Origin of the sequence: Sphingopyxis bauzanensis, from assembly GCF_002205675.1 — a bacterium.
GTDB classification, from domain to species: Bacteria; Pseudomonadota; Alphaproteobacteria; order Sphingomonadales; family Sphingomonadaceae; genus Sphingopyxis; species Sphingopyxis bauzanensis.
This window is the reverse complement of record NZ_NISK01000002.1, coordinates 114,829-140,437: the sequence shown is the minus strand read 5'-3', so window position 1 is coordinate 140,437 and position 25,609 is coordinate 114,829. Positions and strand designations below refer to the sequence as shown.

Genomic DNA, 25,609 nt, shown 5'->3' with positions numbered 1-25,609 from the left:
ATGCGGGTCAGACCCGCATCAACAGATGTTCGCGTTCCCAGCTCGACACCACCGACTGGTAGTTGAACAGCTCATAATCCTTCACCGCGAAGAAGATTTCGAAGAAATCGTCGCCGAGCAGATTGCGCACCTTCTTGCACGAGCTGAACCGGTCGAGCGCGGCTTCCAGCGTGCGGGGCAGGGTGCGGGCGCGGTTGTACGCGCTGCCGGTGATCGATTTCGCCGGGACCATGCGATCGACAACGCCGATGTAACCGCAGATCAGCGACGCCGCGATCGCCAGATAGGGGTTGCTGTCGGCGCCGGGCAGGCGATTTTCGACGCGGCGATTGGCCTTTTCCGAAATCGGCACCCGGAACCCGCACGAGCGGTTATCCTCGCCCCACTGGACGTTGATCGGCGCCGCGCTGTCGGGACGCATGCGGCGGAAGCTGTTGACGTTGGGCGCCCACAGCGGTGCGATCTGAGGCATGTAGCGGACGAGGCCGGCGATATAGCTGCGGAACATCGCGCTATCGCGGCCGTTGGCGGTCGAGAACAGGTTCTTGCCGGTCGCCGCGTCGACGACCGACTGGTGAATGTGCATCGCGCTGCCGGGCTGGCCCGCCATGGGATTGGCCATGAACGTCGCATAGACGCCGTGCTGCTTGGCAACGCTGCGCACCGCCCGCTTGAACAGGAACACCTCGTCGGCGAGCCGCAGCGGATCGCCATGCTCGAAATTGACCTCGAGCTGCGCGGCGCCCATTTCGTGGATCATCGTGTCGATATCGAGCCCCATCAGCTCGCAATCGTCATAGATATGATCGATGATATCCTCATATTCGTTCATCGCTTCCAGTCCGTAAGGCTGACTGGCGGACTCGCTGCGTCCCGACTGACCGGTCGGCGGGGTCAGCGGAAAGTCGGGATCGACATTCTGCGACACCAGGTAAAATTCAACCTCGGGCGCGATGACCGGCCGCCAGCCCTTTTCGGCATAGAGCGCGAGCACTTTTTTCAGGATGGTGCGCGGGGCGATATCGACCTCGCTGCCGTCGCGGTTGAGCACGTCGGCGATCACGAAGGCGGTCGGCGACTTGAATCCCGGCGCGACGCAGATGGTGTCGGGATCGGCGATCAGGATCTTGTCGGGATCCTTGTCCCAGATGTCGTCGATATCCTCAGGATAATGGCCGTCGATCGTGCAGATGAACACGCTACCAGGGATGCGCAGCGACTTGTCCTTCACCGATGCCAGAAACTTCTTGGCCGGCAGCACCTTGCCGCGCTGGACCCCGTTGATGTCGGGGACGATACATTCGACTTCGTCGATCTTATGGTCGCTGATCCATTGTTCCAGATTGACTGACATGCGCCCCCGATTGGGCCGAAAGGTTGGCCCGTTGTGCAGTGGCAGCGTATCGCAAGGATCGATGGAGCGCCAGAGGGGGACGCTATTCAGCCACTTTTGGCATGGTTATATGCTGGTTTCTTTGCTTGCGCACTATTGGCAAGGCTTCAATCTGGGCGGACCGGGCTTGACCAGGCGCTCGCCTCGTCGTCAAGCAGGGCAAGGATGGGCGGTACTGATGCGCAGGGCAAGGAGACGATGGCGATGAAGGGCGAAAATGATCCGCTGGCGGCATTCTGGATGCCGTTTACCGCGAACCGGTCCTACAAGGCGAACCCGCGCCAGCTCGTATCGGCGAGCGGGATATATTATCAGAGCAGCAATGGGCGGACAATCCTCGACGGGACGTCGGGGCTGTGGTGCAGCAATGCGGGACATTGCCGCCCCGAGATTACCGACGCGATCGCAAGGGCCGCGGCAACGCTTGATTTCGCGCCGACGTTTCAGCTTGGCCACCCGTTGCCGTTTGAGCTGGCGCAGCGGCTCGCGGCGCTGATGCCCGATGGCCTCGACCGGATATTCTTTACCAACAGCGGCTCCGAATCGGTTGATACAGCACTAAAAATTGCGCTCGCGATCCAGCGCGCCAAGGGGCAGGGGACACGGACGCGGCTGATCGGGCGCGAGCGCGGCTATCATGGTACCGGCTTTGGCGGGATCAGCGTTGGTGGGCTGGTCAACAACCGGCGCGCGTTCGGAGGCGGTTTGCCTGGCGTCGATCATCTGCGCCATACGCACGACATCGCACGCAACGCATTCACGCGCGGCTTTCCGCAGCATGGCGCCGAGCTGGCCGATGACCTGCAGCGGCTTGTCGACCTGCACGGCGCCGAGACGATTGCAGCGGTGATCGTCGAGCCGATGGCGGGATCGACCGGGGTGCTCGTTCCGCCAGTCGGCTATCTCCAGCGGCTGCGCGAAATTTGCGACAAGCACGGCATCATCCTGATCTTCGACGAGGTAATCACGGCGTTTGGCCGCGTCGGCGGCGCGACCGCGGCGGGGCAGTGGGGGGTGACACCCGACATCATCACGATGGCGAAGGGGCTAACCAACGCTGCGGTGCCGATGGGCGCGGTGGCGGTGAAGCGCGAACTGCACGATGCGGTGCTCGACAGCGTCGATGCGGGCATCGAACTGTTCCATGGTTACACCTATTCTGGGCACCCGCTGGCGAGCGCGGCGGGGCTGGCGACGCTCGACCTATACGCGCGCGACAGTCTGTTCGACCGCGCGAGCGAGCTCGGCAGCTATTGGGAAGATGCGGCGCATAGCCTGAAGGGCAAGCGGCACATCATCGATGTTCGCACCATCGGGCTGGTGGCCGGAATCGAACTGGAACCGCGCCCCGGCGCGCCGACGGCGCGCGCGATGGAACTGTTCCATGCCTGTTTCGACAATGGCCTGCTGGTGCGCGCGACGGGCGATATTATCGCCCTGTCGCCGCCCCTGATCGTCGAAAAAACGCAGATTGACGAGATGTTCGGGAAGATTGCCGACCTGCTCGACGCGGTCGATTAACGGTCCAGGTCGTCCATCTGCATCGCGGCGGCTTCGGCGTTCGCCTCGGCCTTGGCTGCGGTCGCAGCGACCTGGCGGGCGCGCGTGGCTTCGGTCTGAACCAGACGTTCGGCCATCGTGCGCCACGCCTGTTCGGCGCGCAGATTGCGGTCGCGAACCTGCGACAAAGTGCTGGCCGCCGCGTCGACGGCGCATTTATCGGCCTGGGCCTGATAGAAGTCACTGGTGTTCGACATGGCGGGTATCCTTTGGTCTGGGGTGGGTTAGTCGGTCGGTCTGATTTGGGTCAGTCGATCATCTGGGCGATCAGGCGGCGCAATTCGCTTTGCGACAGGGTCGGCGATCGCCGACTGGTTTTCCGCGCTGGCGCGTTGATCGCGGCATAGGGGCGGAGAAGGGAAGGAAAGCTATTCGAAATTAAGTTCATATTATCCTGTATTCATTCATGTTTTTGTTATCGGGGGTCAGCGCCGGTTGCCCTTGCGCGGACCGCTACCGGCCGGACCGGCGCCGCGATCACGATAGATGATGCGGCCTTTGGTCAGGTCATAAGGTGTCATTTCGACGCGAACGGCATCGCCGACGACCGACCGGATACGAAAACGTCGCATCCGGCCTGCCGTATAAGCGATGATCCGATGGTCATTTTCCAGCGTGACGCCAAAGCGTCCGTCGGGAAGGATCTCATCGATCTGGCCGTCGAGGGTCAGTAGTTCCTCTTTGGCCAAAGATCAGGCCGACTGGATGTTGACGGCGGACACTTTGCCGCGCTGGTCGGTTTCCAGATCGTAAGAAACGCGCTGATCCTTGTTCAGCGTCGACATGCCGGCGCGTTCGAGGGCGGTGATGTGGACGAAGCTGTCGCCCGAGCCATCCTCGTTGGCAATAAAGCCATAGCCTTTGTCGGTGTTGAAAAATTTTACGGTGCCGGTGGGCATGGGTCGTTCCTTTCACGGAAGCGGAGTTACCACCGATTCATATCGGCGGCGCCAGGAAGCGTGAGGAAGGAATGTCCTGCCAATGCGGCAACAAAATCCGTCGAAAGCGACGATAGCCTGTTGAAGATGGGCCATTCAGGGCCAAAAGTCAAGGACTAGCCGGTTTTCGCGGTCCCGCGCGCGGGCCGTCAGCCTTCGCTCAGCAAGGGAAATGTCACCGAAACCCGCGTTCCTCTGCCGACTTGGCTGTCAATATCGAGCTGCCCCTGGTGGCGCTCGCCGATATGCTTGACGATCGCGAGGCCAAGCCCGGTGCCGCCGACCGAGCGGCTGCGCGCCTCGTCGACGCGATAGAAACGTTCCGTCAGCCGCGGCAGATGATCGGGCGCGATGCCGTCGCCTTGATCGCTGACCGACAGGCGCACGCGGCTGCCCTCGCGTATCAGCTCGACCGTCACCGGGGTTCCGGCGTGGCCATATTTCATCGCGTTCGAAATGATGTTGTGCGCGAGCTGGCTGAGCTGGGCCTCATCGCCCAGCATCGGCTGCGCACCGTCGCCGAGCTTGGCCACCAGATCCTTCGCGCGCGCGGGTTCGCTGTCGCTCAGCTGGCCAATGGCGGTGCGAACGATCATGGCGAGATCGACCGTCGCCGTCGGACGGCGAAAACGGTCGGCCTCGACCCGCGAGATCGACAGGAGATCGATCACAAGCTGCTGCATCCGCCGCGCTTCGCGCTCGATGATCGATAGAAACCGGTCGCGGGTTGGCGCGTCGGTTTCGCCGTTCATTTCCTGCAATGTCTCGACATAGCCGAGGATCGCCGCGAGCGGTGTACGCAATTCGTGGCTGGCGTTGGCGACAAAATCCGACCGCATGCGGTCGGCGGCGTCGATCGCCGAACGGTCGGACAGAAAGATGATGTTTTCACTGCCCGACAGCTCTGCGATCCGCATCGTCCAGCGCTGGCCCGGCCGCGGAAAATCGATCAGATTGACCGGTTCCAGCGGCGTGCCGCCCTGGATGCGTGACAGCCATTCGGTTGCCGCCGGGTGACGTATCGCGGTTCGCACGTCGGCGCCGACGATATGGCGCCCGAGCAGTCTGACCGCGGCGTCATTGGCGATGGTCACGATATTATCGGCGGTGCCGAGCAACGGTTCTTTTTCCTGATCGACCCAATGCGCAAAATCGGGGTGACGAAGCAGCGATATCGGCGCAGTCTCCGCCGGGGCGGGCAGGGTGCCCGAGCGATCGGGGGCCGCAAGCGGAAGCGCTCTGTAAACGATGCCGGCACCAGCAAAGCCGGCGAAGGTCATGATCGCGATGGCCAGCAGGTCGCCGCCCGTCAGCACGGCAAAAATCGCCGCGATGACGATCATTGTGAGCCCAATGACGAGGCTGGACAGGCGGTCGAACATCATCCGCCGCCTCGCACGAAGCAAGGGGCGGACGCAAGGCCGTTTGCAGGTGTTAACGCTTGTGCGGCGAATGTCCCAAACCGGGATGTAGGCGGTCGTCAGCGGTGTTTTGCTTTTCCTTGCGTCCTCATTGGGTTATGCGCCGATGATGGATAAGCGCGAAATTCCCACTGAAAACGCCGTCGAAGCAGGCGATGCCATTCCCTCGCGGCGGCGCATGCTGGCGTTGGGAGCGGTGGGGGTGTCGGCGGCACTGACGATCCGCCCCGCCTTTGCGCAGACCGCGGTGTCGGTGATGAACTGCCAAATTCCCGTCCCTGGCCCGGGCGGCGTCGGAAAATTCATCGACACCCAGGGCAAGCTGGTCGCGCCGGGAACCAAGGGCGCATTTCCGGGCGCGCTGCGGCCCTTTACCGGCGAAGAAGTGAAGCGTGCGTTCCGCGGTCAGACACTGCCCGGCACGACGTATAATCAGTCGCAGGCGTATCTTCAGTACATCCGGCGCTTGCAGGCGGGGCAGAGCGGCTTTACCTGTTTCGCTTCGATTACGACGTCGCGCTGATTTTCGCTCCTTAGCCAAGCGATGTCGGTTCAGCCGCGTCGCCAGCCAAAGGAGTTTTCGTGAAACTAGCTTCGCTCAAACAGGGCCGCGACGGCCGCCTCGTCGTCGTTTCGGATGATCTGGCCTGGTATGCCGACGCCGGTCACATCGTTCCGACTTTGCAGGCTGCGCTCGACAATTGGGCCTATGCCGCGCCGCGGCTCGCCGCGCTGGCCGAAGACCTGAATCACGATGCGATCCCCAAGGAGCGGTTCCACGAACGCGAGGCCGCATCGCCGCTGCCGCGGGCGTATCAATGGGCCGACGGCAGCGCTTATGTGAACCATGTCGCGCTGGTGCGGCAGGCCCGCGGCGCCGAGATGCCCGACAGTTTCTGGCACGATCCGCTGATGTATCAGGGGGGCAGCGATGTATTCCTTGGCCCGCGCGACCCGATCCCGCTCGGCGATCCCGCGTGGGGCTGCGATATGGAGGCTGAGGTCGTCGTGGTAACCGGAGATGTACCGGCGGGGATCGACGCGGTCGCGGCGCGCGACAAGATTCTGCTGATCGGGCTGACCAACGACGTGTCGCTGCGCGGTTTGATCCCGGGCGAACTTGCAAAAGGGTTCGGCTTTTTCCAGTCAAAGCCGTCAAGCGCGATGTCGCCGGCGTTCGTGACGCCCGAGGCGCTGGGCGAACGCTGGCGGGATGGCAAGCTGCACGGCACGCTCTGCGTCGACCTCAATGGCCAGCCGCTCGGCCGTGCCGATGCCGGTGTAGACATGACGTTCGATTTCGGGGCGCTGATCGCCCATGCGGCCAAGACGCGCGATCTGGGGGCGGGGACGATCATCGGATCGGGGACGGTATCGAACCGCGACGCCGATGGCGGACCTGGCAAGCCGATTGCCGAGGGTGGCCTGGGGTACAGTTGCCTCGCGGAAGTGCGGACGGTCGAAACGATCCAGCAGGGCGAGCCGAAGACGCCGTTCATGCAAAAGGGCGACAGCGTTCGTATCTGGATGGATGACGAGCGCCACCACAGCATCTTTGGTGCGATCGAACAGCAGGTGATGTAAAACGAAAAGGGGCGGGTTTGCGCCCGCCCCTTGTATCGTGTCTTCGAACCGTCGTGACGATCAGCCGAAGCTGCCGCCCGACATCGCATCGCTGAGCGAACAGGCCGCCGGACCCAAGATGACGATGAACAACACCGGCAGAATGAACAGGATCAGCGGCACCGTCATGATCGCGGGCAAGCGCGCGGCCTTTTCTTCGGCGCGCATCATGCGTTCGTTGCGGAATTCTGCCGATAGTACGCGCAGTGCGCTGGCGAGCGGTGTACCGTATTTTTCGGTCTGGATCATGGTCGTGACCACACCCTTCACCGATTCCAGATCGACGCGGTAAGCCAGGTTTTCGAACGCCTGACGGCGCTCGGTCAAAAAGCCGAGCTCGATCGAGGTGAGCGCGAATTCCTCGCCCAGTTCGGGATAAGCGCGGCCCAGTTCCTTCGACACGCGCGAAAAGGCAGAATCGACCGTCAAACCGGCTTCGGCGCAGATCACGAGCAGATCGAGCGCGTCAGGAAGGCCTTTTCGAATGGCATCGGTCCGCTTGGTTCGCTTGTTCTGGACGAACAGATCGGGCGCTTTGTAACCAAGGACGAGCGCCGCCATGGTCGCGCCCGAACGCTTGAACGGCGTCAGGTCAGGCCACATGTCGAGCCCATAGATCAGCAAAGCAGCGAGACCGCCAAACACGATAGGCAGCACCAACCGGCCAAAGATCACCGCGACGGCCAGATCCTTTGATCGGATACCAGCCTGTGCCAGTTTCTGCTGAACCTCTTTGATCTGTTCTTCCTGCAGCACTTGCAGCTTGCCCAGGAAGGTGCGCATTTTGTCGGCATGCTGGTTTTTGCGAACCAGCTTGGCGCGGCGTTTTGCGGTCGATGCGGTGATTCCCGCTTTCAGTTGTTCGCGGCGGTCGTTGAGCGCCTTGACGCGCTTGGTCATCGGATTGCGCACAGTCAGCGCGCCATAAATGGCGAACAATACTGCGAAGACGCCGACCGCGGCCAGTAAAGTGCCGGCCCAGATGACGTCGACGCCCATGAGTGTTGGGCCGGCTTGAGCGCCGGTGAAGGTGGTGAGAAGGAGGCTGCTGTTCACGGTTTTCGCGCCTTCAAATTTCGAAGCTGATCATTTTGGCCATGATGCCTGCGCCTATGCTCATCCAGATCAAGCCCCCCAAACCAGTGATGATGAGCCGTTGCTCGTAAAAAAAGCCAGCGAGGTACTCAGGGTTCATCGACCAGACCACGCCAAAGACAAAGAAGGGCAGCGCGCCAACGATATAGGCCGAGGCTTTCGCTTCGGACGACATGGCGCGGATCTTCAGCTTCATTTGCGCTCGCTTGCGCAGCACGTCAGACAGGTTGGACAGCGTCTCAGCCAAATTGCCGCCCGTCTCACGCTGAATCTGGATAGTGATGCAAAAGAACTGGAACTCGGGCGTACCGAGCATCACAGCCGTTTCTTGCAGAGCGGCCTCCATCGTATTGCCGATGCGGATGCGCTCAATGACGCCTTTGAATTCTTCACCGACCGGTCCAGGGAGTTCCTGACTGACGATCTGGAAGGTTTCGGTGACCGGCAAACCGGACCGCAGGCCGCGCACGAGCAGGTCGATCGCGTCGGGAAAGCGGGTATTGAACTTCGCGACACGCTTTTTGATCGCACGGCCGACAACCAGATAGGGAAGGCCGAGGCTCAGGAAGAGCCCGATCATTGCCGCCATCATGAACGGCGCGCGAACGGCGAGCAATCCGCCGGTAACGACAACGAACAGCGCCATCGACGCAATCATATACTGCGTCAGCGTCCATCCCTTGCCGGTGCGGCGAAGGCGCTTTTCCATCTCTTCTCGGCGCGGCATCAGGCTCGTCAGCGTTGTACCGCCGCGGCCTGCCGACTGGATGGTCTTGCGCATCTGCGCCGCCACCACGGCCTCGGTCGAGGCCGCGTGGCGATCCTTCACCATCGCCAGTCGGCGCGTCTTTGCCTTGCCGACGGATGGCCCGCCCAGCAGAATGACGAGCAGGGCAAAGGCCGCAAAGGCGCCCGCAATGATAAGGATGACTGGCAGGTTCATGTCGGCAGTTGTCCGCTTCTATCGCTTAATGGTGTTGACGACCCGCAAAGCTGTCCGTCAAGCCGCCTGTTTTGCGCCCTTTTTCGTCATCAGCCCCAGCTTGCCGAGCAGCGAGCCGCCCGATTTGCCCTTGGCCGCGGCTGCCTGCGCTTCTTCGGCTTCGATATCGGCGCCATCGAGGATCAGGCGCATCAGATTGCTCCACACCAGGGCCGCTTTCGTACCCTTACAGACCTCGGCGTAAGACTTTCCGAGCTTTGCCGATTGGCAGACCAGTTTCGGATCGAACGGGATGACGACGTCAATCTGGCGCTCGATCGAAGATTCGAATTCCTTGCGTGACAATTCGCCAATGGCATTCTGGAACTTATTGGCCACCAGTACCACGCGAGCGCCGGGCACATTCTGTTTGAACCAGGACAAAAGGCGAATCGTATCGCGCGCGGCCGCTAGCGTCACGTCGCTAACCAGCAGGATCGTTCCGGCTTCCGCCACAAGGTGGGGGAAGGGGATCAGCACCTGACGCGGGATATCGACGATCGTCATTTCGAACGCGCCGCGCAGCTCTTCCTCCAGCTGGAAAAAGGCCGAACCGTCCGTCATCACCGGCTGGTGGATCGGCGCTTCTGCAGATAGCAGGCTGAGCTTGTCCGACGCGCGTACCATGGCGCGTTCGATGAACAGGCCGTCGATGCGGCTGGGGTTGTCGATTGCGTCGATCAGGCCGCGGCCGGGTTCGAGATCGAGCGTCAGCGCGCCGGTGCCGAAGTGGACGTCAAGGTCGAGAAGCGCGGTCTGGCGGCCCGCCTGTTCGCTCATCGCCCAAGCGAGCGAGGTTGATACGAGCGAAGCCCCGACGCCGCCGCGAACCCCGACCACCGCCATCATGTGATGCGGTTTATCGTCGAGTGCGTCGGCATGTTTTGGCGCGGTCAGCATCGCTTGCGCCATCGTCAGCGATTCGCGAACCTGTTCCAGCGACAACGGCTTGAGCAGATAATCCTGGATGCCGCTCGACAGCAGGTCGCGGTACAGGCGGACATCGTTGACCTGGCCTGCCGCGATCACGACGGTGCCGGGTTCGCAGACTTCGGCGAGCGCGTTGATATCATTGATCGGGTCACCCGATTCCGACATGTCAACGAACAGGATGTTCGGGCTGGCGGACACCGAAAGTGACTGGACGGCATTGCGCAGACCGCCCTTGTTACATTTTTCGATCGGCCAGCCCATGTCATTTGCTGCTGCGCGGATCAACTCCAGCGTATCGTCGTCACAGACATAGGCGCTGAACGGATCGCGCAGTCCCGCTGATTTGAATGGCGCGTTCACTTGCCGCCTCCTTCGCTGGTTGCCTGGCCACGCAGTTCGCCGCCACCCGTTGGCGGCTTTTCGCGGAAGGTTTTGATCGCCCGCGTTGCCATCGAGGGATCGTTGCTGGTGCTTCGCGCACCCTTAATCAGGTCGTTCGGGTCGGCGACCATCGCAGCAAGGTTGCTGTTGGTCGCGCAGCCGTAATTTGACGAGGTTGCGTTGGTCGGATTGAGTGACGATTTCGTTGCCCAATCGGGGCAGCCAGGAACGAAAGCGGAGGCACGCGTGACGATGATGCGTAGATGGCCCTGCGGCACTGCGCCAGTGGTCACCGGCACATCATTGCTGATCAGCAGTCCGCGACGTTCGATCATCGATCGTACCGTTGCCTGCGCCGAGGCGGCGCCATAAGCCGAAGGATCCTCGATCGAAATCCGGTCGCCGTAGCGCACGCCCATCGCGTCGAACCAGCCTTGCAGGCGGCCTTGTTCGCTAGGCGGCAGGTCGCCGCTCGTGGCCGCCACATCGAATTGATGGATGGCATTGCGCACGACTGGCTGATGCACCGAATCGAGGCTGCGGTTGCTGTGGGCGGCGCCCGAGCATCCCGCGAGCGATGTGCTCAAGGCCAGGATTGTCCAAGTTGCGATTTTCTTCATCACTTTGCTCCTGAAATCCTGCCCATCACTTGATGCTGAAACCGGGCGCGGCGTCGACGCTGCTGCCCCGCGGACGATCGGCATCGCCGACATTGGTATCGAGCCGCGGTTTCGGGCGGTCGCCGCCCGTCACGCCGTCACCCGTCTGGTTGAGAAGCAACCGCTGCAGGTCGTTGGCGTCCTGAAACGCGTCGGTCGGTAACTTGATCTCGTTCGCCGACACCGGCTGCACCAGATAGGGCGTTACCACGATGACCAGCTCGGTTTCGCCGCGCCGGAAGCTGTCCGATTTGAACAGCATGCCAAGCAGCGGCACGTCGCCAAGACCGGGCATTTTGTCGATCGCACCAATCGAGCGGTTGTTCATCAGCCCGGCGATCATGAAGCTTTCGCCTGATCCCAGCTCGACCGTTGTTTCGGCGCGGCGCACGGTGAGTGCAGGCACCTGAAAACCGTCGAGTTCGATCGCGCCTTCGGTCGAAAGTTCGGACACCTCGGGGCGAACACGCAGGCTGATACGGCCGTTGGAAAGGACCGTCGGGGTATAGGCCAAGCTGACGCCATATTTGCGATATTCGATCGTCGTCCCCGTGAGGTTCCCGGGGATCGGGACGGGGAATTCGCCGCCGGCGAGGAAATCTGCAGTCTCGCCAGAAATCGCGGTCAGGTTCGGCTGCGCCAGTGTCGCCACCATGCCCGACCGTTCGCCCAGATCAAGCGAAGAAATCAGATCGAGCCCGAACAGACGTCCGGCACCGGCCAGGCTACGCGTGCCAGAGGGTGTCGTGATGTTATAGGTCGTGTTGCCATTCGCGTCGGTGGTGATCGATCCTGCGCTGCGGCCGCCGAAAACGCCGCCGAGGAATCCGTTGCCGAGCGGGCCGTCGGTATCGCGGGTCAGCACATTGCCACTGATTTCCTTGACCAGCGAACGGTTCACTTCAGCGATGCGCACCTGCAGGTTGACCTGCAGCGGCGTCGCGGTACGCAGCCGCGACAACACTTTGGTGCCTTCGCCGACAAACGCCTGAACCAGCATTTCGGCCTCGGCCGCATCGTCGGGCGATTGGACCGTGCCGGTGAGCAGCACAAAGCCGTTCATCGTGTTCGCCGAAATGCTCGCCTCGGGCATCGCCAGCGAAAGCATCTGGTCGATCGTTTCGATATTGTTGCCAACGCGGGCGACGGTCGAAAACACGACCCGGCCGCTGGCGTCGGTGGCGTAGATGCTGGTCTCACCCGGCTTTTTGCCAAAGATATAGAGCTGACGACCTGAGCGGACCTGAACATCGGCGACCTCGTCATTGGCGACGAAGATGTCGGTCATCGCGGCAGGAAGGCTGATCAGGCGGCCACGGCCGACCGACAGGTCGATGCTGCTGCTGGCGTTCTGGGTCGCCTGCGCCGCGACCGGCGCTGAGGGAGCGGAAACCAGTGTCGCTGCCACCAGGCCGATGGCCAGGGTGCGGGCGAGGGCCGCTGCCTTGAAATTGGCTTTGCTGTTCATCTTACTTACCCCCAACCGAAACTTCGGTCACCTTGTCGCCGCGGGTGATGCGGACGACCGGCCCACTCGATGCTGCCGGCCCATAATTGCCACCTGAAGGCGCCGCGGGCATTCCAGCTGCTTGCTGCTGCGGACGCGATCCGCCGCCGACACGGCCGCTGACCGGGATCCAGAAACGCGATACGTCGCCGCCGGTTGTCGCCGTCTTCGACGTCACGGGGCGCGCCTGAGCCTGCGCCAGCATGCGGCGTTCAGCTTCGGTGCCGCCCTTGGCGGGAACGCTGATTTCGCCCGACGCAATCGCCGCTTCGAGTTCGCCGCTGCTTTCGGCCAGCGGGCGCAGCGCGAGCGACAATTTGCCCATGCTCTGCGCCACCGCGATGCGTTCTGCGAGATCGGGCGTCGCCTCGAGCGTGACCGAGCCAAAGGTACGGACCGGGGTTTTGCCGGTCTCGTCCTCGGCGTCGTAGCGCTGGTCGGTGGCGAGCACGCGGACATTGCGCACGATCGTTTCGGCTGTGAAAATCTGGTCGTCGGGATAGGAGCTGCCTTCCTTGACCTCAATCGTCTGGGCGAGCAGCACGTCGACGCGGTCACCCGGGAAGACGAAGCCGGCGACACCCTGTTCCTGGCTGACCTTGACCGTCACGGCACGCATGCCGGGGCCAAGCGCCGCAGCAAGGAAGCCGCGATCGTCAGGATGGACGAGCGCGCCCTGGGTCAGCGGCTGACCGGCGGTGATCGGATAGCGCACGACGGTGCCGACCAACGTGTTGACGTCGGTCTTTTCCTTCATGAAATACGCCTTTTCGACCAACTCTTTCGGCCAGGGCTGGAACCGGAAGCTGTCTGGGCCGATGATCGTCCCCACTGGCAGCTGCCGCGTTGCGACCAGGATCATCGGGCCGGTAATCTCCGGCGCCGCTGCGGCCCGAGCTTCCGGCGTCGAAGCTCCCCGCATCATCTGATTGACCCCGAATGCCGCACCGATCGCAATGACCAGCGCGCCAACGATCAGCATAATCTTTCGCGTATCCATGACGATTTTTCGCCTCCTAACACCAGCCAGACACGGCGGTGTTTGCCCTCAGGTTCATCCGATAGCCTGAAACTGGTTAAGATATTGTTGGTGAAGCGCCCAAAGTCCGGCAGCGGCAATGGCCACCCCATAGGGCACCTCCACCGGCTTATCCGAACGGCGTAATTTCAAATGTATAAGCATGATCGCCGACAGGATGCCGCCACCAATCGCCATGACGGTCAGTGTCGGCATGAACAGGGGTAGCGGGATCCAGAGCATGACCGCCCCGATCATCTTTACATCGCCCCCGCCCATCGCGCCGATTGCGAACAATCCGGCGAAAACGAGGAAGACGGCAAAGGCGGCGGCGAACTGAAGCGCGATGTCGGGCCAGATCGCAAGGCCGCTCGCGATCCAGAAGGGGATCGCCAGCAGCGCCACGGCCGCGTTGAGCTCGTTCGAGATGGTCCGTGACCGGAGGTCGCTGATCGCCGCGGCGATCATCAACAGGCCTAACACGGCCATCAGGCCAAGGGAGATCGTGCCGCTGTCCATCGGCGACCTCCTACGCAACATGGCTTACCAAAGAGTAACCATGCGGGGTGGGCGGTGCGGCTTGCATTCCGCGGGCCATTGGATATGCGGCGGGGCATGACCGCCGCGCCGCCTTCTGCCACCGACGTGCTGATCGTCGGCGCAGGCATCGCCGGCGCCAGTCTGGCCGCTGCGCTGGCGCCCTGGCGCCGGGTCATGCTGATCGAGGCGGAAGATGCGCCGGGCTATCACGCGACCGGCCGTTCGGCCGCATTCTGGCATGAGACCTATGGTGGCGCGCGAGTCCAGCCGCTGTCGGCTGCATCCTTCGACACCCTTGCCCGCCCGGCGCCCGAATTTTCCGAACATGGATTCCTGTCGCCGCGCGCCGCATTGACGATCGGCCAGCGCGGCGAAGCGTCCGCAGTTGATGCCTTTACCGCCAAGTTTTCCGCCAAAGGCGTCGCAGTTGTGCGGATGGGCGCGGCCGAGATCGCCGCAAGAATCCCGGGTGTCCGCCCGGAGTGGAGCGAAGCGGCCTATGAGGCGGCTTGCAGCGACATCGATGTCGCGGCGCTTCACGCGGCCTATCTGCGCGCCGCCAGGCGCGCCGGGGCGCGTATCGCGACCCGCGCGCCACTGCGATCGGCGCGGCGGGCTGCGAGCGGGTGGGACGTCGAAGTGGGCGGGGAGTCGATCCACGCGGCGCTGATTGTCAACGCGGCGGGTGCGTGGGCCGACCGAGTGGCCGCGGCGTGCGGGGTCGCGCCGATCGGGATCCAGCCCTATCGCCGCACCGTGATTCAGCTGCGGCTGGGTGTGCCGGTCCCAGCCGAGTTGCCGCTGATCATCCACGTCGGCGGTGATTTCTATTTCAAGGGCGAAAGCCAAGGTCGGGTGTGGCTCAGCCCGCATGACGAAACGCCGGTCGATCCGCATGATGCCGCGCCGGAAGATGTCGACGTCGCGATCGCGATTGACCGTTTGCAAGCAGTCGTCGACTGGCCCGTCGCCGCGGTCGAGCGCAAATGGGCGGGACTGCGCAGCTTTGCGCCCGACCGTATCCCGGTGTTCGGTGCTGACCCGCACCAGCCCGGTTTCATCTGGTGCGCCGGGCAAGGCGGCTTCGGTATCCAGACGGCGCCCGCCATCGCGGCGATGCTTGCCGCACAGCTCGGGGCGCCGGCGCCCAACGGCAAGATCGGCGCCGTCGATCCGGCGCCCTTCGCGGCGTCGCGCTTCGCCTGATATCAATCTGGCGTCTTGCGCGCCGCAGCCGTCTGCTTACGATGGATGCGTCGCGACACCTTGGGCGCGACAACGACCGATGGAGGATCCGATGGCCCATTATTTCGAGATCAAGAAGAACAAGGCCGGCGAGCATGTCGCCTATTTCAAATATAACAGCGAAACGATTTTCTGGACCGAGGGTTATTCCAGCAAGGCGTCGGCGATCAATGCGATCGAATCGATCAAGAAGAACGGACCCGCAGCCGAAACGCGCGAGGCCGAATGATTTGGCGGGCGCGGGCGTTTAGCGCGCCCGCGCTACTTCCAATGCGGCATCGCTCGCCAACTGATCGGCGATCTCGTTATCGCCATGCCCGGCGTGGCCCTTGACCCACAGCCATTCGATGTCGTGGCGCTTGGCCTCGGCGAGTAGCCGCTGCCACAGGTCGGCATTGGCCACCGGCTTTTTGGCGGCGGTCTTCCAGCCGTTCTTCTGCCAGCCAAAGATCCATTTGGTGATGCCGTCGCGGACATAGACGCTGTCGGTGGATAGCTCGACGTTACAGCGCCGTTTCAGCGCGGCCAGTGCTTCGATCGCCGCCATCAGCTCCATACGATTGTTCGTCGTGTCGGGTTCGCCCCCCGACAGCTTTTTCACCACATCGCCCCAGCGCAGCACCGCGCCCCAGCCGCCCGGACCAGGGTTGCCCTTGCACGCGCCGTCGGTCGCGACGATCACCGTCTTGCTTTGTGCGTCGCTCATGCGGGGGAAAACAGACGGGCAGCGTCGTCGGCGCGATAGCGCAGCAGGCGCGCGAGGAAGGGCGAGGGGTCTTTGCGGGTGACCAGCGCGTCGGCAGGGGTGTGGACCCAGTCATGCGCGCGGGTCAGCAGGAAACGCAGCGACGCGCCGCGCGCGAGCGTCGGCAAGGCGGCAATCTCCCCATCAGTCAACGCGATTTCGCGTGCATAACCGCGCATCAGTGCCTGCGCCAGGGCCGGGTCGCAGGTGCTGCCATCGGCGGAAAAGGTCCACGCCGCGTGCGTGATCACGAGATCATACGCCCGGAAATCGCTGGCAGCGAAATAGAAGTCTATCAGCCCCGTTACCCGGTCGCCGAGCATCAGCACATTGTCGGGAAACAGGTCGGCATGGATGACATGCGCGGGCAGGTCTGTCGGCCAATGGGCATCCAAAAAGCCAAGCTCTTCGTCGACAGTCGCTTGCAAGCCCGGACGGACCGCGTCGAGATCGCCGGTAGCATTTGCGACCTCTCGCCAATGACGATGGCCCATGCTGTTCGCGCGGGCACCATCATATCCGGCCAGCGCGCGGTGCATGGCGCCCAAAGCGACACCTGCCGCCTCGCACTGCGCTGGCGTGGGATGGGTCAGCGAGATACCCGGCAGAAACTGGATGATGCAGGCGGCGCGCCCTGAAATCTGCTGAACGGCGCTGCCGCTGCGGTCGCGGATCATTGCGGGGACTGGCGAACCGCTGGCCGCAAGATGATCGAGCAGATCGACAAAGAACGGCAGGTCGCCTTCACGCACGCGTTTTTCATAGAGGGTGAGGATGAAGCGCCCGCCGGTCGTCTCGAGCAGGAAGTTGCTGTTCTCGACGCCCTCGGCAATGCCCTTGCACGACAGGACGCTGCCCATCTCATATCGCGCCACAAGTGCGGCCAGGTCGTCAGGGTCAACGTGCGTATAAACCGCCATCAGGCGGACGCCGGTTCTAGCCCGCGCGGCAGTTTGAACACCATATTTTCCTCGGCCGTGACCACGACCTCCTCGACGATCCGCCGGTGCGCAGCGACGGCGTCGATGACTTCGCGGACAAGCGTCTCGGGCGCACTGGCGCCTGCCGTGATGCCGAGCGTTGCGATATCGGTGAGCCAGTCGGGATCTACATCGATGCCGCGCTGGACCAGATGCGCGGGGGTTCCCATCCGCTGCGCAACTTCAACGAGACGCAGGCTGTTCGAGCTGTTTGGCGCGCCGATCACGATCATGCAGTCGCAATCTTCGGCGATCGCCTTGACCGCGTCCTGCCGGTTCGAGGTTGCGTAGCAAATATCCTCGCCGCGCGGCCCGGTGATGGCCGGGAAGCGATGTTGCAGCGCTGTCACGATATCGCGCGTATCGTCGACCGACAGCGTGGTCTGCGTCAGGAACGCCAACATATCGGGATCGGACGGCGCCAGTGCTGCGACATCGTCGACCGATTCGACCAACGTCATCGCGCCTTCAGGCAACTGGCCCAGCGTGCCGATGACTTCGGGGTGTCCGGCATGGCCGACAAATATGATGTGTCGTCCCGATTCATGCGCCCGCTCAGCCTGGCGATGGACCTTCGATACCAGCGGACAGGTCGCGTCGATATAGTCGAGCCCGCGCATTTCGGCCTTGGCGGGGACCGCTTTGGGGACTCCGTGGGCGCTGAATACCACCGGGACGCCGTCGGGAACCTGATCGAGCGATTCGACAAAAATCGCGCCCTGCGCCTTCAGCGTATCGACGACATAGCGATTGTGGACGATCTCGTGACGAACATAAACCGGCGCGCCAAACCGCTCTAGCGCCAGTTCGACGATACGGATCGCGCGATCGACGCCCGCGCAAAAGCCGCGCGGTGCCGCGATCAAAACCTTGAGTTCTGCGGTTTCGTCGCCGTTCGGGCGCGGTGTCAGATGGGGAGCGTTCATGATGCGGGCGCTCTAGCGCAGCATATGGCGCCGGGTAAAGAAGTTCGTCCGTGTTGCGCCGCGTTCATCGCACCGATAAGAAGCGGCGCGCATGACGCGGGATCGACCATCCCGATGCACCGCAAGCCGCATTGGCAAGCCTGTTTGGAAAGCCCGTTTATCATGATGTCCATTTCGTTCCCGTCGCGTAAATTCCTGACTGTGCTGTGCGGCACGGCGGCCATGGCGACGGCGGCGGGCTGTGCGAAGGACAATGAAATCGATGTCGCGGGCGGTGTCGGCATCACCGCAACGCGTAGCGCCTGTCCCGCGGTGGCGGTGCCGCTGCACACCGGCGACATCACCCTTTTCGACCCAGCAACCAGCCGCGATGCGCGCGCCATCGATATTGTTGCTGCAATCACCAATGTGACGCCGCAGTGCAATGATGCGAGTGAGAAGGTTTATCAGCTCGCCAGTTTCGACGTCGTCGCGACGCGCCGCGATGCCGGTCCGGCGCGGTCGGTGACTTTGCCTTATTATGGCACGGTCCTGCAGGGCGGCACCGCCGTGGTTGCCAAGCGACTTGGCAATGTTGTGGTCGCTTTCCCCGAAGGGCAGACGCGCGGTACCGGCCGGGCGCAGGCATCGGCTTATGTCGATCGCGCCGCCGCGACTTTGCCGGCCGACATTCAGGAACGCATCACCCGCAAGCGCAAAGCGGGCGACCAGGACGCTGCGATCGATCCGCTCAGCCAGCCCGAAGTGCGCGCCGCCGTGCAGCGCGCCAGTTTCGAACTGCTGATCGGTTTCCAGCTGACGCAGGAACAGCTCGAATATAACGTCCGACGATAGCCGCGGCGGCGCGCGGCGCCGTTCGCATTTCGATGGCCCCGCGCGCCGACCGGGCGACGCGGGGCTTTTCGCGCCCGCTCAGCTGCGATAGGGCGCGCGCAAGACTGTTCTGATCGAAGATAGGCCCAGCCCGTGACCCTGTTCAGCCGCTTTTCCGACCATATCGACGTCGCGCTCGATGCGCTTGTCGCCAAAGGCGCCCTACCTGCCGGGCTCGATCGCGCCGCGATCAGCGCCGAACCGCCGCGCGATCCCGCCCATGGCGATGTCGCAACCAATGCCGCGATGGTACTCGCCAAGCCTGCCGGGATGAACCCGCGCGCGCTTGCCGACCTGCTGGCTGCTGAACTCGGCGCGCTCGATGAAGTGACCGAGGCGAGTGTCGCCGGGCCGGGGTTCATCAACTTGCACCTCGTCGATGGCAGCTGGCGCGAAGAGCTGGCGCTGATCCATGGCGCAGCCAACGATTATGGTCGTTCGGCCATGGGGCAGGGGCGGCGGGTCAATGTCGAATATGTGTCGGCGAACCCGACCGGCCCGATGCACGTCGGCCATTGCCGCGGCGCGGTGGTTGGCGATGCACTGGCGGCGCTGCTCGAATATTCGGGCTACGACGTGATCCGCGAATATTATGTCAACGACGCGGGGGGACAGGTCGACGTGCTCGCGCGATCGGTCCATCTGCGCTACCGTGAGGCGCTTGGCGAAGACGTCGGGGCGGTGCCTGAAGGGCTCTATCCCGGCGATTATCTGATCCCCGTCGCGGGCAAGCTGGCCACCGAATATGGCGACCGCTTCGTCGGCGCGCCCGAAAGCGCGTGGCTTGGGCTGTTCCGCGCCGAGGCGGTCAGTGCGATGATGGACATGATCCGCGCCGACCTCGCCAAACTCGGCATCCATCACGATCTGTTTTCGTCCGAAGCCGAGTTGCAGGCGGCAGGAAAGCCCGAGACCGCCGAAAAATGGCTGCGCGACAATGACCTGGTCTATGACGGCGTGCTCGAAGCGCCGAAGGGCGAGACGCCCGAGGATTGGGAACCGGTCGAGCTGCCGCTGTTCCGCTCGACCAAGTTCGGCGACGACCAGGACCGGCCGATCAAAAAATCGGACGGCAGCTGGACCTATTTCGGCGCCGACCTCGCCTATCATTTCCAAAAGGCCGAAACCGCCGACGAGTTGATCGACATCTGGGGCGCCGACCATGCGGGGACGGTCAAGCGGATCAAGGCTGCGGTCGCCGCGCTGACCGACGGCAAGAAGAAATTCGACGTCAAGCTGGTCCAGATGGTTCGCCTGCTCAAAAATGGCGAACCGTTCAAAATGTCAAAGCGCGCCGGCAATTTCGTGACGCTGGCCGACATCGTCGACGAGGTTGGCAAGGATGCGGTGCGTTTCACTATGCTGACGCGTAAAGCCGACGCGCAGATGGATTTCGACTTTGCCAAGGTGGTCGAGGCGTCACGCGACAACCCCGTCTTTTATGTCCAATACGCCCATGCCCGGATCGCATCATTGAAGCGCAAGCTGGCCGAAGCAGGTGTCGCGGATGCCGCACCGAACGCGGACCGCCTCGACGATTATGAGCTCGGCCTCGTCAAACTGCTCGCGCAATTTCCGCGCATCGTCGAGGCGGCGGCTTCGGCGCGGGAGCCGCACCGCATCGCTTTCTATCTCGGCGACGTCGCCGCGGCGTTCCACGCCTGGTGGAACCTTGGCAACGATCGTCCCGACGCGCGTGTCATTTTGGCAAATGACCCCGAACTGACCGCGACTCGCCTTTATTTGGCCGACGGAATCGGGCAGGTTATCCGTAACGGGCTGCACCTGATGGGGGTTGAGGCGCTCGAGGAGATGAAGTGATGGCCGAGGACAAATACGCCGACCAGGGCGATGCCGGACTGGGGCTGGAAAGCGAAGACCGTCTGCCTTGGCTCGAAGCCGCCGACGGGGTGGAGGAAGATGGCGACGTCTCGCCGGCGCGTTTGCTGGTCATGGTGCTGGGCGGGCTGCTGTTGATCGGCGCGGTGCTCGGCGGCCTGTGGTGGGTCCAGAACGGCGGCGCGCGCGGCAAGGGCGAGCTGATCGCGGCGCAGGACGGCAGTTACAAGATCGCGCCCAAGAATGATGGCGCGAAGACCTTTGAAGGTGAGGGCGATGCCAGCTTCTCGGCCAGCGAAGGTGCCGAGCCCGCCGGGAAGGTCGATCCGACGCGGATGCCCGAAGAACCCGCCGTGACGCCGCAGGAGCGCGAAGCGGCCAGCGCCAAGGCGGCGGCGGACAAGGCCGCTGCGGCAAAGGCGAAAGCCAGACCGGCGGTCGTAGCAACAAAGGAGCAGCCGAAGCTCGCCGCCACGTCGGTCAAGACGCCCGACGCAGCGGTCAAAGCAGCGCCCGCCGCCGCAGGATCGGCGATGATTCAGCTCGGCGCGTTCAGCAGCGATGCCGCCGCGGCCAAGGCGTGGACGAACCTGTCGAAACGCTTTGCCTATCTCGCCGACCTCAACAAATCGGTCGCACCAGCCAAGGTGGGCGATGGCACCGTCTATCGCTTGCGCGTGTCGGCGGGAACGGCCGCTAACGCTGCGAATCTGTGCGGAAAATTGCGCGTTGCGGGTGAAAATTGCGTCGTCGTTCGCTGATTCGGCCCGTTTGGCCGCAGACTCCGTTGGTACAATCGCGCCGCTATGGCATGTTGCATGGGGTGGTAGCCGCATGAGGGGGTGGCGGCCGATGGAGTTTGAAGCACAATGATACCCGCCATTTTCGGCCTTTCGGGACTGACCCTCACCGACGACGAACGCGCCTTCTTTCGCGACAGCGATCCCGCAGGCTATATCCTGTTCGGGCGCAACATCGAAAATCGCGAACAGCTGCGGCGCTTGACGGATGCGCTGCGCGCGCTGGATGGGCGGGATAATGTACCGATCCTGATCGATCAGGAGGGCGGCCGCGTCGCGCGGATGAAGTCGCCCGAATGGCCGCCCTTTCCGAGTGGCGCGACCTTCGACGCGCTCTACGAACGCGCGCCCGCGAGCGCGATCGAGGCGGCGCGGCTGAACGCGATGGCGCTCGCCGCGATGCTCGCCGAAGTCGGCATCAATGTGGATTGCCTGCCCTTGCTCGACGTGCGCCAGCCGGGCGCGAGCGACATCATCGGCGACCGCGCGCTTGGCAGCGAACCGATGCGCGTTGCGGCATTGGGGCGCGCAATTCTGGGCGGACTGCAGGATGGCGGCGTTGTCGGCATCGTCAAACATATTCCCGGCCACGGCCGCGCGCTGCTCGACACGCATGAGGCGCTGCCGATCGTCACCGCGACCGATCGCGAACTCCAGACCGACCTCGCGCCCTTCGCCGCGCTGCGTGATGCGGCGATGGCGATGACCTGTCATGTCATATTCGAAGCATGGGATCCTGAGCGACCCGCGACCTTGTCACCAACCATCATCGACAGCGTGATCCGCCAGCGGGTTGGCTTTCACGGCCTGCTGATGTCGGACGATCTCGATATGAAGGCCTTGTCGGGCGACGTGCCGTCGCGCGCTGCCGACGCGGTCGCGGCGGGCTGCGATATCGCGCTCAATTGCTGGGCCAAGATGGACGATATGGTGGGCATCGCCAATGCGCTCGATCCGATCAGCACCGTGTCGCGCGCGCGGCTCGAAGGCGCGATGGACCGTGTCTCTGGAGTGGCGGACGACCGGGCCTTTGCCACGTTGGTCGACCAGCGCGACGCGCTGCTCGCGGTTGCCTGAGCGGGCAATGGACGAACTGGCGCTCGATTTCGAGGTGGCGCCGACCGCGCCAGACCATGACGGCGCGCTGCAGCTGTCGCTGGAAAGCTGGGAAGGGCCGCTCGACCTGCTGCTCACGCTCGCGCGCAGCCAGAAGGTCGATCTCAAGCAGATTTCGATCCTCGCACTGGTCGAGCAATATCTGACCTTCATCGCGGAAGCGCGCGAGCTGAAGCTGGAGGTCGCCGCCGACTATCTGGTGATGGCGGCGTGGCTTGCTTACCTCAAATCGGCGCTGCTGCTCCCCAAGGATCCGCTCGAGGAGCCCTCGCCCGACGAGCTCGCGCTGCGCCTGCAATTGCGCTTGCAGCGGCTGGCGGCGATGCGCGAGGCGGCGGCGCGACTGCTTGCGCGCGACCGCATCGGCCGCGACGTGTTCCTGCGCGCCAAACCCGAGGGGCTGCGCGACGTCAAGCTGCGGCGCTGGGATGCCAGCCTCTTCGACCTGCTGGCGGCCTATGGTCAGGTCAAGCTGCGCAGTGAGCCCGTCGTCCATATGGTGTCACGGCGCCCGGTGATTACGCTCGATGCCGCGCTTCACCATTTGCAGCGGATGATCGGGATCAAGCTCGACTGGGCCGAACTCGCCGATTTCCTGCCGCCCGACTATGACGGTCCGCTGCGCCGTTCTGCGATTGCTTCGAGTTTCGTCGCCGCGCTCGAACTGGCCCGGCAGGGGCGCGTCGACCTGAAACAAGCAGGCGCATTCGAACCGCTTTACCTGAGGGCCGCGACTATGGGACAACCCGCTGCATGAACCCGATCGACGACCGCGAACGTGCGATAGAGGCGATGCTGTTTGCCAGCGACGAGCCACTCGATGCGCGGCAGATCGTCGCGCGGCTGGGCGACGACTGGAGCATCGGCGACGTGCGCGCCTTCATTCAGGCGATTGCCGCCCGCCACGCGGGCAGCGGCATCGAACTGGTCGAACGCGGCGGGCATTGGCATTTCCAAACCCCCGCCGACCTCGCGCATTTGCTCCGCCGCGAGCGTGACGATCCACGCAAATTGTCGCGCGCCGCTGCTGAAGTGCTGGCGATCGTCGCATATCACGAACCCGTCAGCCGCGCCGAGATCGAGGCGATCCGCGGCGTCCAGACTTCGAAGGGCACGCTTGACGTGCTGATGGAGGCTGAATGGATCGCGCCTGCCGGGCGCCGCGAGGTGCCGGGGCGGCCGCTCATCTACAAAACAACCGACGCATTTTTGCAGCATTTTGGCCTTGGCAGCCGCAAGGATTTGCCGGGCATTGACGACCTGCGCGCGGCAGGCCTGCTCGATCCGGTCGACCTCGCTTTTGACGATGCGATGGGCGAGCTGGACCTAGTAAAAGACGGCGAAGAAGCCTAGATGACCTTCTCAAGGAGAATTTAGATGGGTAGCTTTAGCATCTGGCACTGGCTCGTGGTTGGCATTCTCGTGCTGCTGCTGTTCGGCAAGGGCCGGTTTTCCGACATGATGGGCGATGTCGCCAAAGGCATAAAAAGCTTCAAAAAGGGCATGGCCGAAGACGATGTGCCGCCGGCAGCCCCCAAGCATATCGACGGACAGCGCGCGCCCGACGGCGCCCCGATTTCGACCCCGACGGCCGAGCACGACAAGCTCTGATTCTGGTCCGGCGGCGGAGGGAAGTTGTAATCGATGTTCGACGTCGCGCCCACCGAGCTGCTGCTCGTCATCGTGGTGGCCCTGGTCGTCATCGGCCCCAAAGATTTGCCGAAGGCAATGCGCTTCGTCGGCAAATGGATGGGTAAGGCGCGGGGGATGGCGCGGCATTTCCGGTCGGGGCTCGACACGATGATGCGCGAGGCCGAGCTGGAAGAGCTGGAGAAACAGTGGCGCGAGCAGAATGACGCGATCATGCGCGAATTTCCGCGGATCGACGATGTCAGCGCCCCGGCCCCCAAAGCTGCTGCGGCGCTCGACGCTCCGAGCGAGCAGGATGCGGACGAAGCCGCTGCGGCGACCGCGCAACCCGAAACACCCGAAACACATGCGGTGCCGCCGCGCGACGGTCCGCTGCCATGACCGCCGAAACGCCGATCACTGCCAGTGAAGACGATGGCGCGGGCGGCAAGATGCCGCTGCTCGATCATCTGATCGAACTGCGCTCGCGGCTGCTTAAATCGCTGGTCGCAATCGCGCTCGCCTTTGGCGTGTGCCTCTATTTTGCTGAGCCGATTTTCAGCATCCTCGTCCAGCCGCTCGTCGCGGCGGGACAGGGCAAGATCATCTATACCCAGCTGTTCGAGGCGTTTTTCGTCCAGATCAAGGTCGCGCTGTTCGCATCGATGATGATCGCCTTCCCGGTGATTGCCAACCAGCTGTGGAAATTCGTTGCGCCCGGCCTGTATCGCAAAGAAAAGCGCGCGTTGCTTCCCTTCATCTTGGCGACCCCGGTGCTGTTTACCGCTGGCGCGTGCCTGGCCTATTTCGTGACGGTCCCCGTCGCGCTGAAATTCCTGCTCGGCTTTCAGGGTGATATGGGCGGGATCGAGCAGGAAGCGCTGCCGTCGGTGGCCAATTACCTCAGCTTCATCATGCAGTTCATCATGGCGTTCGGGATCGCGTTCCTGCTGCCGATTTTCCTGATGCTGATCGAGCGATCAGGGCTGGTGACGCGCGAGCAGTTGGTATCGGCGCGGCGATACATGATTGTCGCCGCCTTCGCGATCGCTGCCGTTGCGACCCCGCCCGATATCCTCAGCCAGTTCCTGCTCGCGCTCCCCTTGATCCTGCTTTACGAACTGTCGCTGTTCGCGATCTGGTTTACCCAGCGCCGACGCAAAACAGGCGCCGAAGAGGCGCCTGTCGAGCCTCTCGAAGAGGCTTAGGGTAAGTGATCTAGACCCGATCAGTCGATGGCGTCACTGCCAGCCTGACCAACCGATTCGATGTCGCGGCCTGCACCCTTGACGGTGTTGCAGCCGGTGACGGCAACGCTTGCCAAAACGGCGAGAATGATAGCTCGGAAACTCGTCATTTTTTCAAACCTCTCTGAACTGGGTGCAAAATGGCCCGGCGCGCTTTCG

The 25,609-nt window shown here is 63.3% G+C and carries 30 protein-coding genes; 14 read left to right on the top strand and 16 right to left on the bottom strand.

Annotated elements, in window-relative coordinates; translation table 11 throughout:
* Nucleotides 1-7: 7 nt before the first annotated feature.
* On the bottom strand, nt 8-1,354 hold the full coding sequence (locus CDQ92_RS07245) for a glutamine synthetase family protein (protein WP_088440755.1): 1,347 nt from the start codon (nt 1,352-1,354) through the stop codon (nt 8-10).
* Between the two features lie 237 nt (nt 1,355-1,591).
* Between CDQ92_RS07245 and aptA the strand changes: the two genes are divergently transcribed.
* On the top strand, nt 1,592-2,914 hold the full coding sequence (aptA, locus tag CDQ92_RS07240) for an omega-aminotransferase AptA (protein ID WP_088441447.1): 1,323 nt from the start codon (nt 1,592-1,594) through the stop codon (nt 2,912-2,914).
* Here aptA and CDQ92_RS07235 read toward each other — a convergent pair.
* From CDQ92_RS07235 to CDQ92_RS07220, 4 genes are all read right to left on the bottom strand, one after another.
* Nucleotides 2,911-3,150 carry a hypothetical protein gene (locus CDQ92_RS07235; protein ID WP_088440754.1) on the bottom strand — a complete coding sequence of 80 codons (240 nt, stop codon included), beginning with the start codon at nt 3,148-3,150 and terminating at the stop codon, nt 2,911-2,913. The two genes, aptA and CDQ92_RS07235, sit on opposite strands and share 4 nt — an antisense overlap.
* Nucleotides 3,151-3,378: 228 nt before the next feature.
* On the bottom strand, nt 3,379-3,642 hold the full coding sequence (gene infA / locus CDQ92_RS07230; RefSeq protein ID WP_088440753.1) for a translation initiation factor IF-1: 264 nt from the start codon (nt 3,640-3,642) through the stop codon (nt 3,379-3,381).
* 3 nt (nt 3,643-3,645) lie between these two features.
* The gene (locus tag CDQ92_RS07225; protein WP_088440752.1) at nt 3,646-3,852 is read right to left on the bottom strand and encodes a cold-shock protein; all 207 of its coding nucleotides are present in this window, start codon (nt 3,850-3,852) and stop codon (nt 3,646-3,648) included.
* 188 nt (nt 3,853-4,040) lie between these two features.
* The gene (locus tag CDQ92_RS07220) at nt 4,041-5,273 is read right to left on the bottom strand and encodes a sensor histidine kinase (RefSeq protein ID WP_088441446.1); all 1,233 of its coding nucleotides are present in this window, start codon (nt 5,271-5,273) and stop codon (nt 4,041-4,043) included.
* Nucleotides 5,274-5,421: 148 nt separating this feature from the next.
* Here CDQ92_RS07220 and CDQ92_RS07215 point away from each other — a divergent pair, with 148 nt between their 5' ends.
* Both CDQ92_RS07215 and CDQ92_RS07210 read left to right on the top strand, forming a co-directional pair.
* Nucleotides 5,422-5,835 (top strand): hypothetical protein, encoded by a 414-nt coding sequence (locus CDQ92_RS07215; protein WP_088441445.1) that lies wholly within the window; start codon nt 5,422-5,424, stop codon nt 5,833-5,835.
* Between the two features lie 59 nt (nt 5,836-5,894).
* Nucleotides 5,895-6,896 carry a fumarylacetoacetate hydrolase family protein gene (locus CDQ92_RS07210; RefSeq protein WP_088440751.1) on the top strand — a complete coding sequence of 334 codons (1,002 nt, stop codon included), beginning with the start codon at nt 5,895-5,897 and terminating at the stop codon, nt 6,894-6,896.
* Between the two features lie 60 nt (nt 6,897-6,956).
* On the opposite strand, the gene CDQ92_RS07205 is transcribed toward CDQ92_RS07210, so the two are convergent.
* The 7 genes from CDQ92_RS07205 to CDQ92_RS07175 form a co-directional block, all read right to left on the bottom strand.
* Nucleotides 6,957-7,934: a type II secretion system F family protein gene (locus tag CDQ92_RS07205; RefSeq protein WP_088441444.1), complete on the bottom strand. Its 978-nt coding sequence runs from the start codon at nt 7,932-7,934 to the stop codon at nt 6,957-6,959.
* A 70-nt stretch (nt 7,935-8,004) separates the two neighbouring features.
* Entirely contained in the window at nt 8,005-8,973 is a 969-nt protein-coding gene (locus CDQ92_RS07200) for a type II secretion system F family protein (RefSeq protein ID WP_088440750.1), read from the bottom strand.
* Between the two features lie 57 nt (nt 8,974-9,030).
* A complete protein-coding gene (locus tag CDQ92_RS07195; RefSeq protein WP_088440749.1) occupies nt 9,031-10,305 on the bottom strand; it encodes a pilus assembly protein CpaE in 1,275 nt (424 codons plus the stop codon).
* Nucleotides 10,302-10,946 (bottom strand): CpaD family pilus assembly protein, encoded by a 645-nt coding sequence (locus CDQ92_RS07190; RefSeq protein ID WP_088440748.1) that lies wholly within the window; start codon nt 10,944-10,946, stop codon nt 10,302-10,304. The genes CDQ92_RS07195 and CDQ92_RS07190 overlap by 4 nt, the downstream gene beginning before the upstream one ends.
* Nucleotides 10,947-10,971: 25 nt before the next feature.
* Nucleotides 10,972-12,453 (bottom strand): type II and III secretion system protein family protein, encoded by a 1,482-nt coding sequence (locus CDQ92_RS07185; protein ID WP_088440747.1) that lies wholly within the window; start codon nt 12,451-12,453, stop codon nt 10,972-10,974.
* A gap of 1 nt (nt 12,454) precedes the next feature.
* Nucleotides 12,455-13,492, bottom strand: a complete 1,038-nt coding sequence (gene cpaB / locus CDQ92_RS07180; RefSeq protein ID WP_088440746.1) for a Flp pilus assembly protein CpaB — start codon at nt 13,490-13,492, stop codon at nt 12,455-12,457.
* A 54-nt stretch (nt 13,493-13,546) separates the two neighbouring features.
* Nucleotides 13,547-14,029 (bottom strand): A24 family peptidase, encoded by a 483-nt coding sequence (locus tag CDQ92_RS07175; RefSeq protein WP_088440745.1) that lies wholly within the window; start codon nt 14,027-14,029, stop codon nt 13,547-13,549.
* A gap of 96 nt (nt 14,030-14,125) precedes the next feature.
* Between CDQ92_RS07175 and CDQ92_RS07170 the strand changes: the two genes are divergently transcribed.
* Both CDQ92_RS07170 and CDQ92_RS07165 read left to right on the top strand, forming a co-directional pair.
* Entirely contained in the window at nt 14,126-15,256 is a 1,131-nt protein-coding gene (locus CDQ92_RS07170) for an NAD(P)/FAD-dependent oxidoreductase (protein ID WP_088440744.1), read from the top strand.
* Between the two features lie 91 nt (nt 15,257-15,347).
* The gene (locus CDQ92_RS07165; RefSeq protein WP_088441443.1) at nt 15,348-15,524 is read left to right on the top strand and encodes a YegP family protein; all 177 of its coding nucleotides are present in this window, start codon (nt 15,348-15,350) and stop codon (nt 15,522-15,524) included.
* 18 nt (nt 15,525-15,542) lie between these two features.
* On the opposite strand, the gene rnhA is transcribed toward CDQ92_RS07165, so the two are convergent.
* Genes rnhA through ispH form a run of 3 tightly spaced genes read right to left on the bottom strand, consistent with a single transcriptional unit; the run spans nt 15,543 to nt 17,946 of the window.
* A complete protein-coding gene (gene rnhA, locus CDQ92_RS07160) occupies nt 15,543-16,001 on the bottom strand; it encodes a ribonuclease HI (RefSeq protein ID WP_088440743.1) in 459 nt (152 codons plus the stop codon).
* A complete protein-coding gene (gene thrB / locus CDQ92_RS07155) occupies nt 15,998-16,960 on the bottom strand; it encodes a homoserine kinase (RefSeq protein WP_088440742.1) in 963 nt (320 codons plus the stop codon). The genes rnhA and thrB overlap by 4 nt, the downstream gene beginning before the upstream one ends.
* Nucleotides 16,960-17,946, bottom strand: coding sequence for a 4-hydroxy-3-methylbut-2-enyl diphosphate reductase (gene ispH, locus CDQ92_RS07150; RefSeq protein ID WP_088440741.1), 987 nt, complete (start codon nt 17,944-17,946; stop codon nt 16,960-16,962). The genes thrB and ispH overlap by 1 nt, the downstream gene beginning before the upstream one ends.
* 162 nt (nt 17,947-18,108) lie before the next feature.
* On the opposite strand from ispH, the gene CDQ92_RS07145 reads away from it, so the two are divergent.
* From CDQ92_RS07145 to tatC, 9 genes are all read left to right on the top strand, one after another.
* Entirely contained in the window at nt 18,109-18,780 is a 672-nt protein-coding gene (locus CDQ92_RS07145; protein ID WP_188682286.1) for a hypothetical protein, read from the top strand.
* Between the two features lie 132 nt (nt 18,781-18,912).
* Nucleotides 18,913-20,640, top strand: a complete 1,728-nt coding sequence (argS, locus tag CDQ92_RS07140; RefSeq protein ID WP_088440740.1) for an arginine--tRNA ligase — start codon at nt 18,913-18,915, stop codon at nt 20,638-20,640.
* Nucleotides 20,640-21,419 (top strand): SPOR domain-containing protein, encoded by a 780-nt coding sequence (locus CDQ92_RS07135; protein ID WP_088440739.1) that lies wholly within the window; start codon nt 20,640-20,642, stop codon nt 21,417-21,419. The genes argS and CDQ92_RS07135 overlap by 1 nt, the downstream gene beginning before the upstream one ends.
* Before the next feature lie 108 nt (nt 21,420-21,527).
* Nucleotides 21,528-22,535, top strand: coding sequence for a beta-N-acetylhexosaminidase (gene nagZ / locus CDQ92_RS07130; RefSeq protein WP_088440738.1), 1,008 nt, complete (start codon nt 21,528-21,530; stop codon nt 22,533-22,535).
* A 7-nt stretch (nt 22,536-22,542) separates the two neighbouring features.
* Nucleotides 22,543-23,331, top strand: a complete 789-nt coding sequence (locus CDQ92_RS07125; RefSeq protein WP_188682288.1) for a segregation and condensation protein A — start codon at nt 22,543-22,545, stop codon at nt 23,329-23,331.
* A complete protein-coding gene (gene scpB / locus CDQ92_RS07120; RefSeq protein WP_088440737.1) occupies nt 23,328-23,927 on the top strand; it encodes an SMC-Scp complex subunit ScpB in 600 nt (199 codons plus the stop codon). The genes CDQ92_RS07125 and scpB overlap by 4 nt, the downstream gene beginning before the upstream one ends.
* Nucleotides 23,928-23,951: 24 nt before the next feature.
* Complete coding sequence (locus CDQ92_RS07115) at nt 23,952-24,185, top strand: twin-arginine translocase TatA/TatE family subunit (RefSeq protein ID WP_088440736.1); 234 nt, start codon at nt 23,952-23,954, stop codon at nt 24,183-24,185.
* A gap of 33 nt (nt 24,186-24,218) precedes the next feature.
* The gene (tatB, locus tag CDQ92_RS07110; RefSeq protein ID WP_088440735.1) at nt 24,219-24,605 is read left to right on the top strand and encodes a Sec-independent protein translocase protein TatB; all 387 of its coding nucleotides are present in this window, start codon (nt 24,219-24,221) and stop codon (nt 24,603-24,605) included.
* A complete protein-coding gene (gene tatC / locus CDQ92_RS07105) occupies nt 24,602-25,411 on the top strand; it encodes a twin-arginine translocase subunit TatC (protein ID WP_088440734.1) in 810 nt (269 codons plus the stop codon). Before tatB ends, tatC begins: the two co-directional genes overlap by 4 nt.
* A 20-nt stretch (nt 25,412-25,431) precedes the next feature.
* Here tatC and CDQ92_RS07100 read toward each other — a convergent pair whose 3' ends face one another.
* The gene (locus CDQ92_RS07100) at nt 25,432-25,560 is read right to left on the bottom strand and encodes an entericidin A/B family lipoprotein (protein WP_088440733.1); all 129 of its coding nucleotides are present in this window, start codon (nt 25,558-25,560) and stop codon (nt 25,432-25,434) included.
* Between the last annotated feature and the right edge of the window lie 49 nt (nt 25,561-25,609).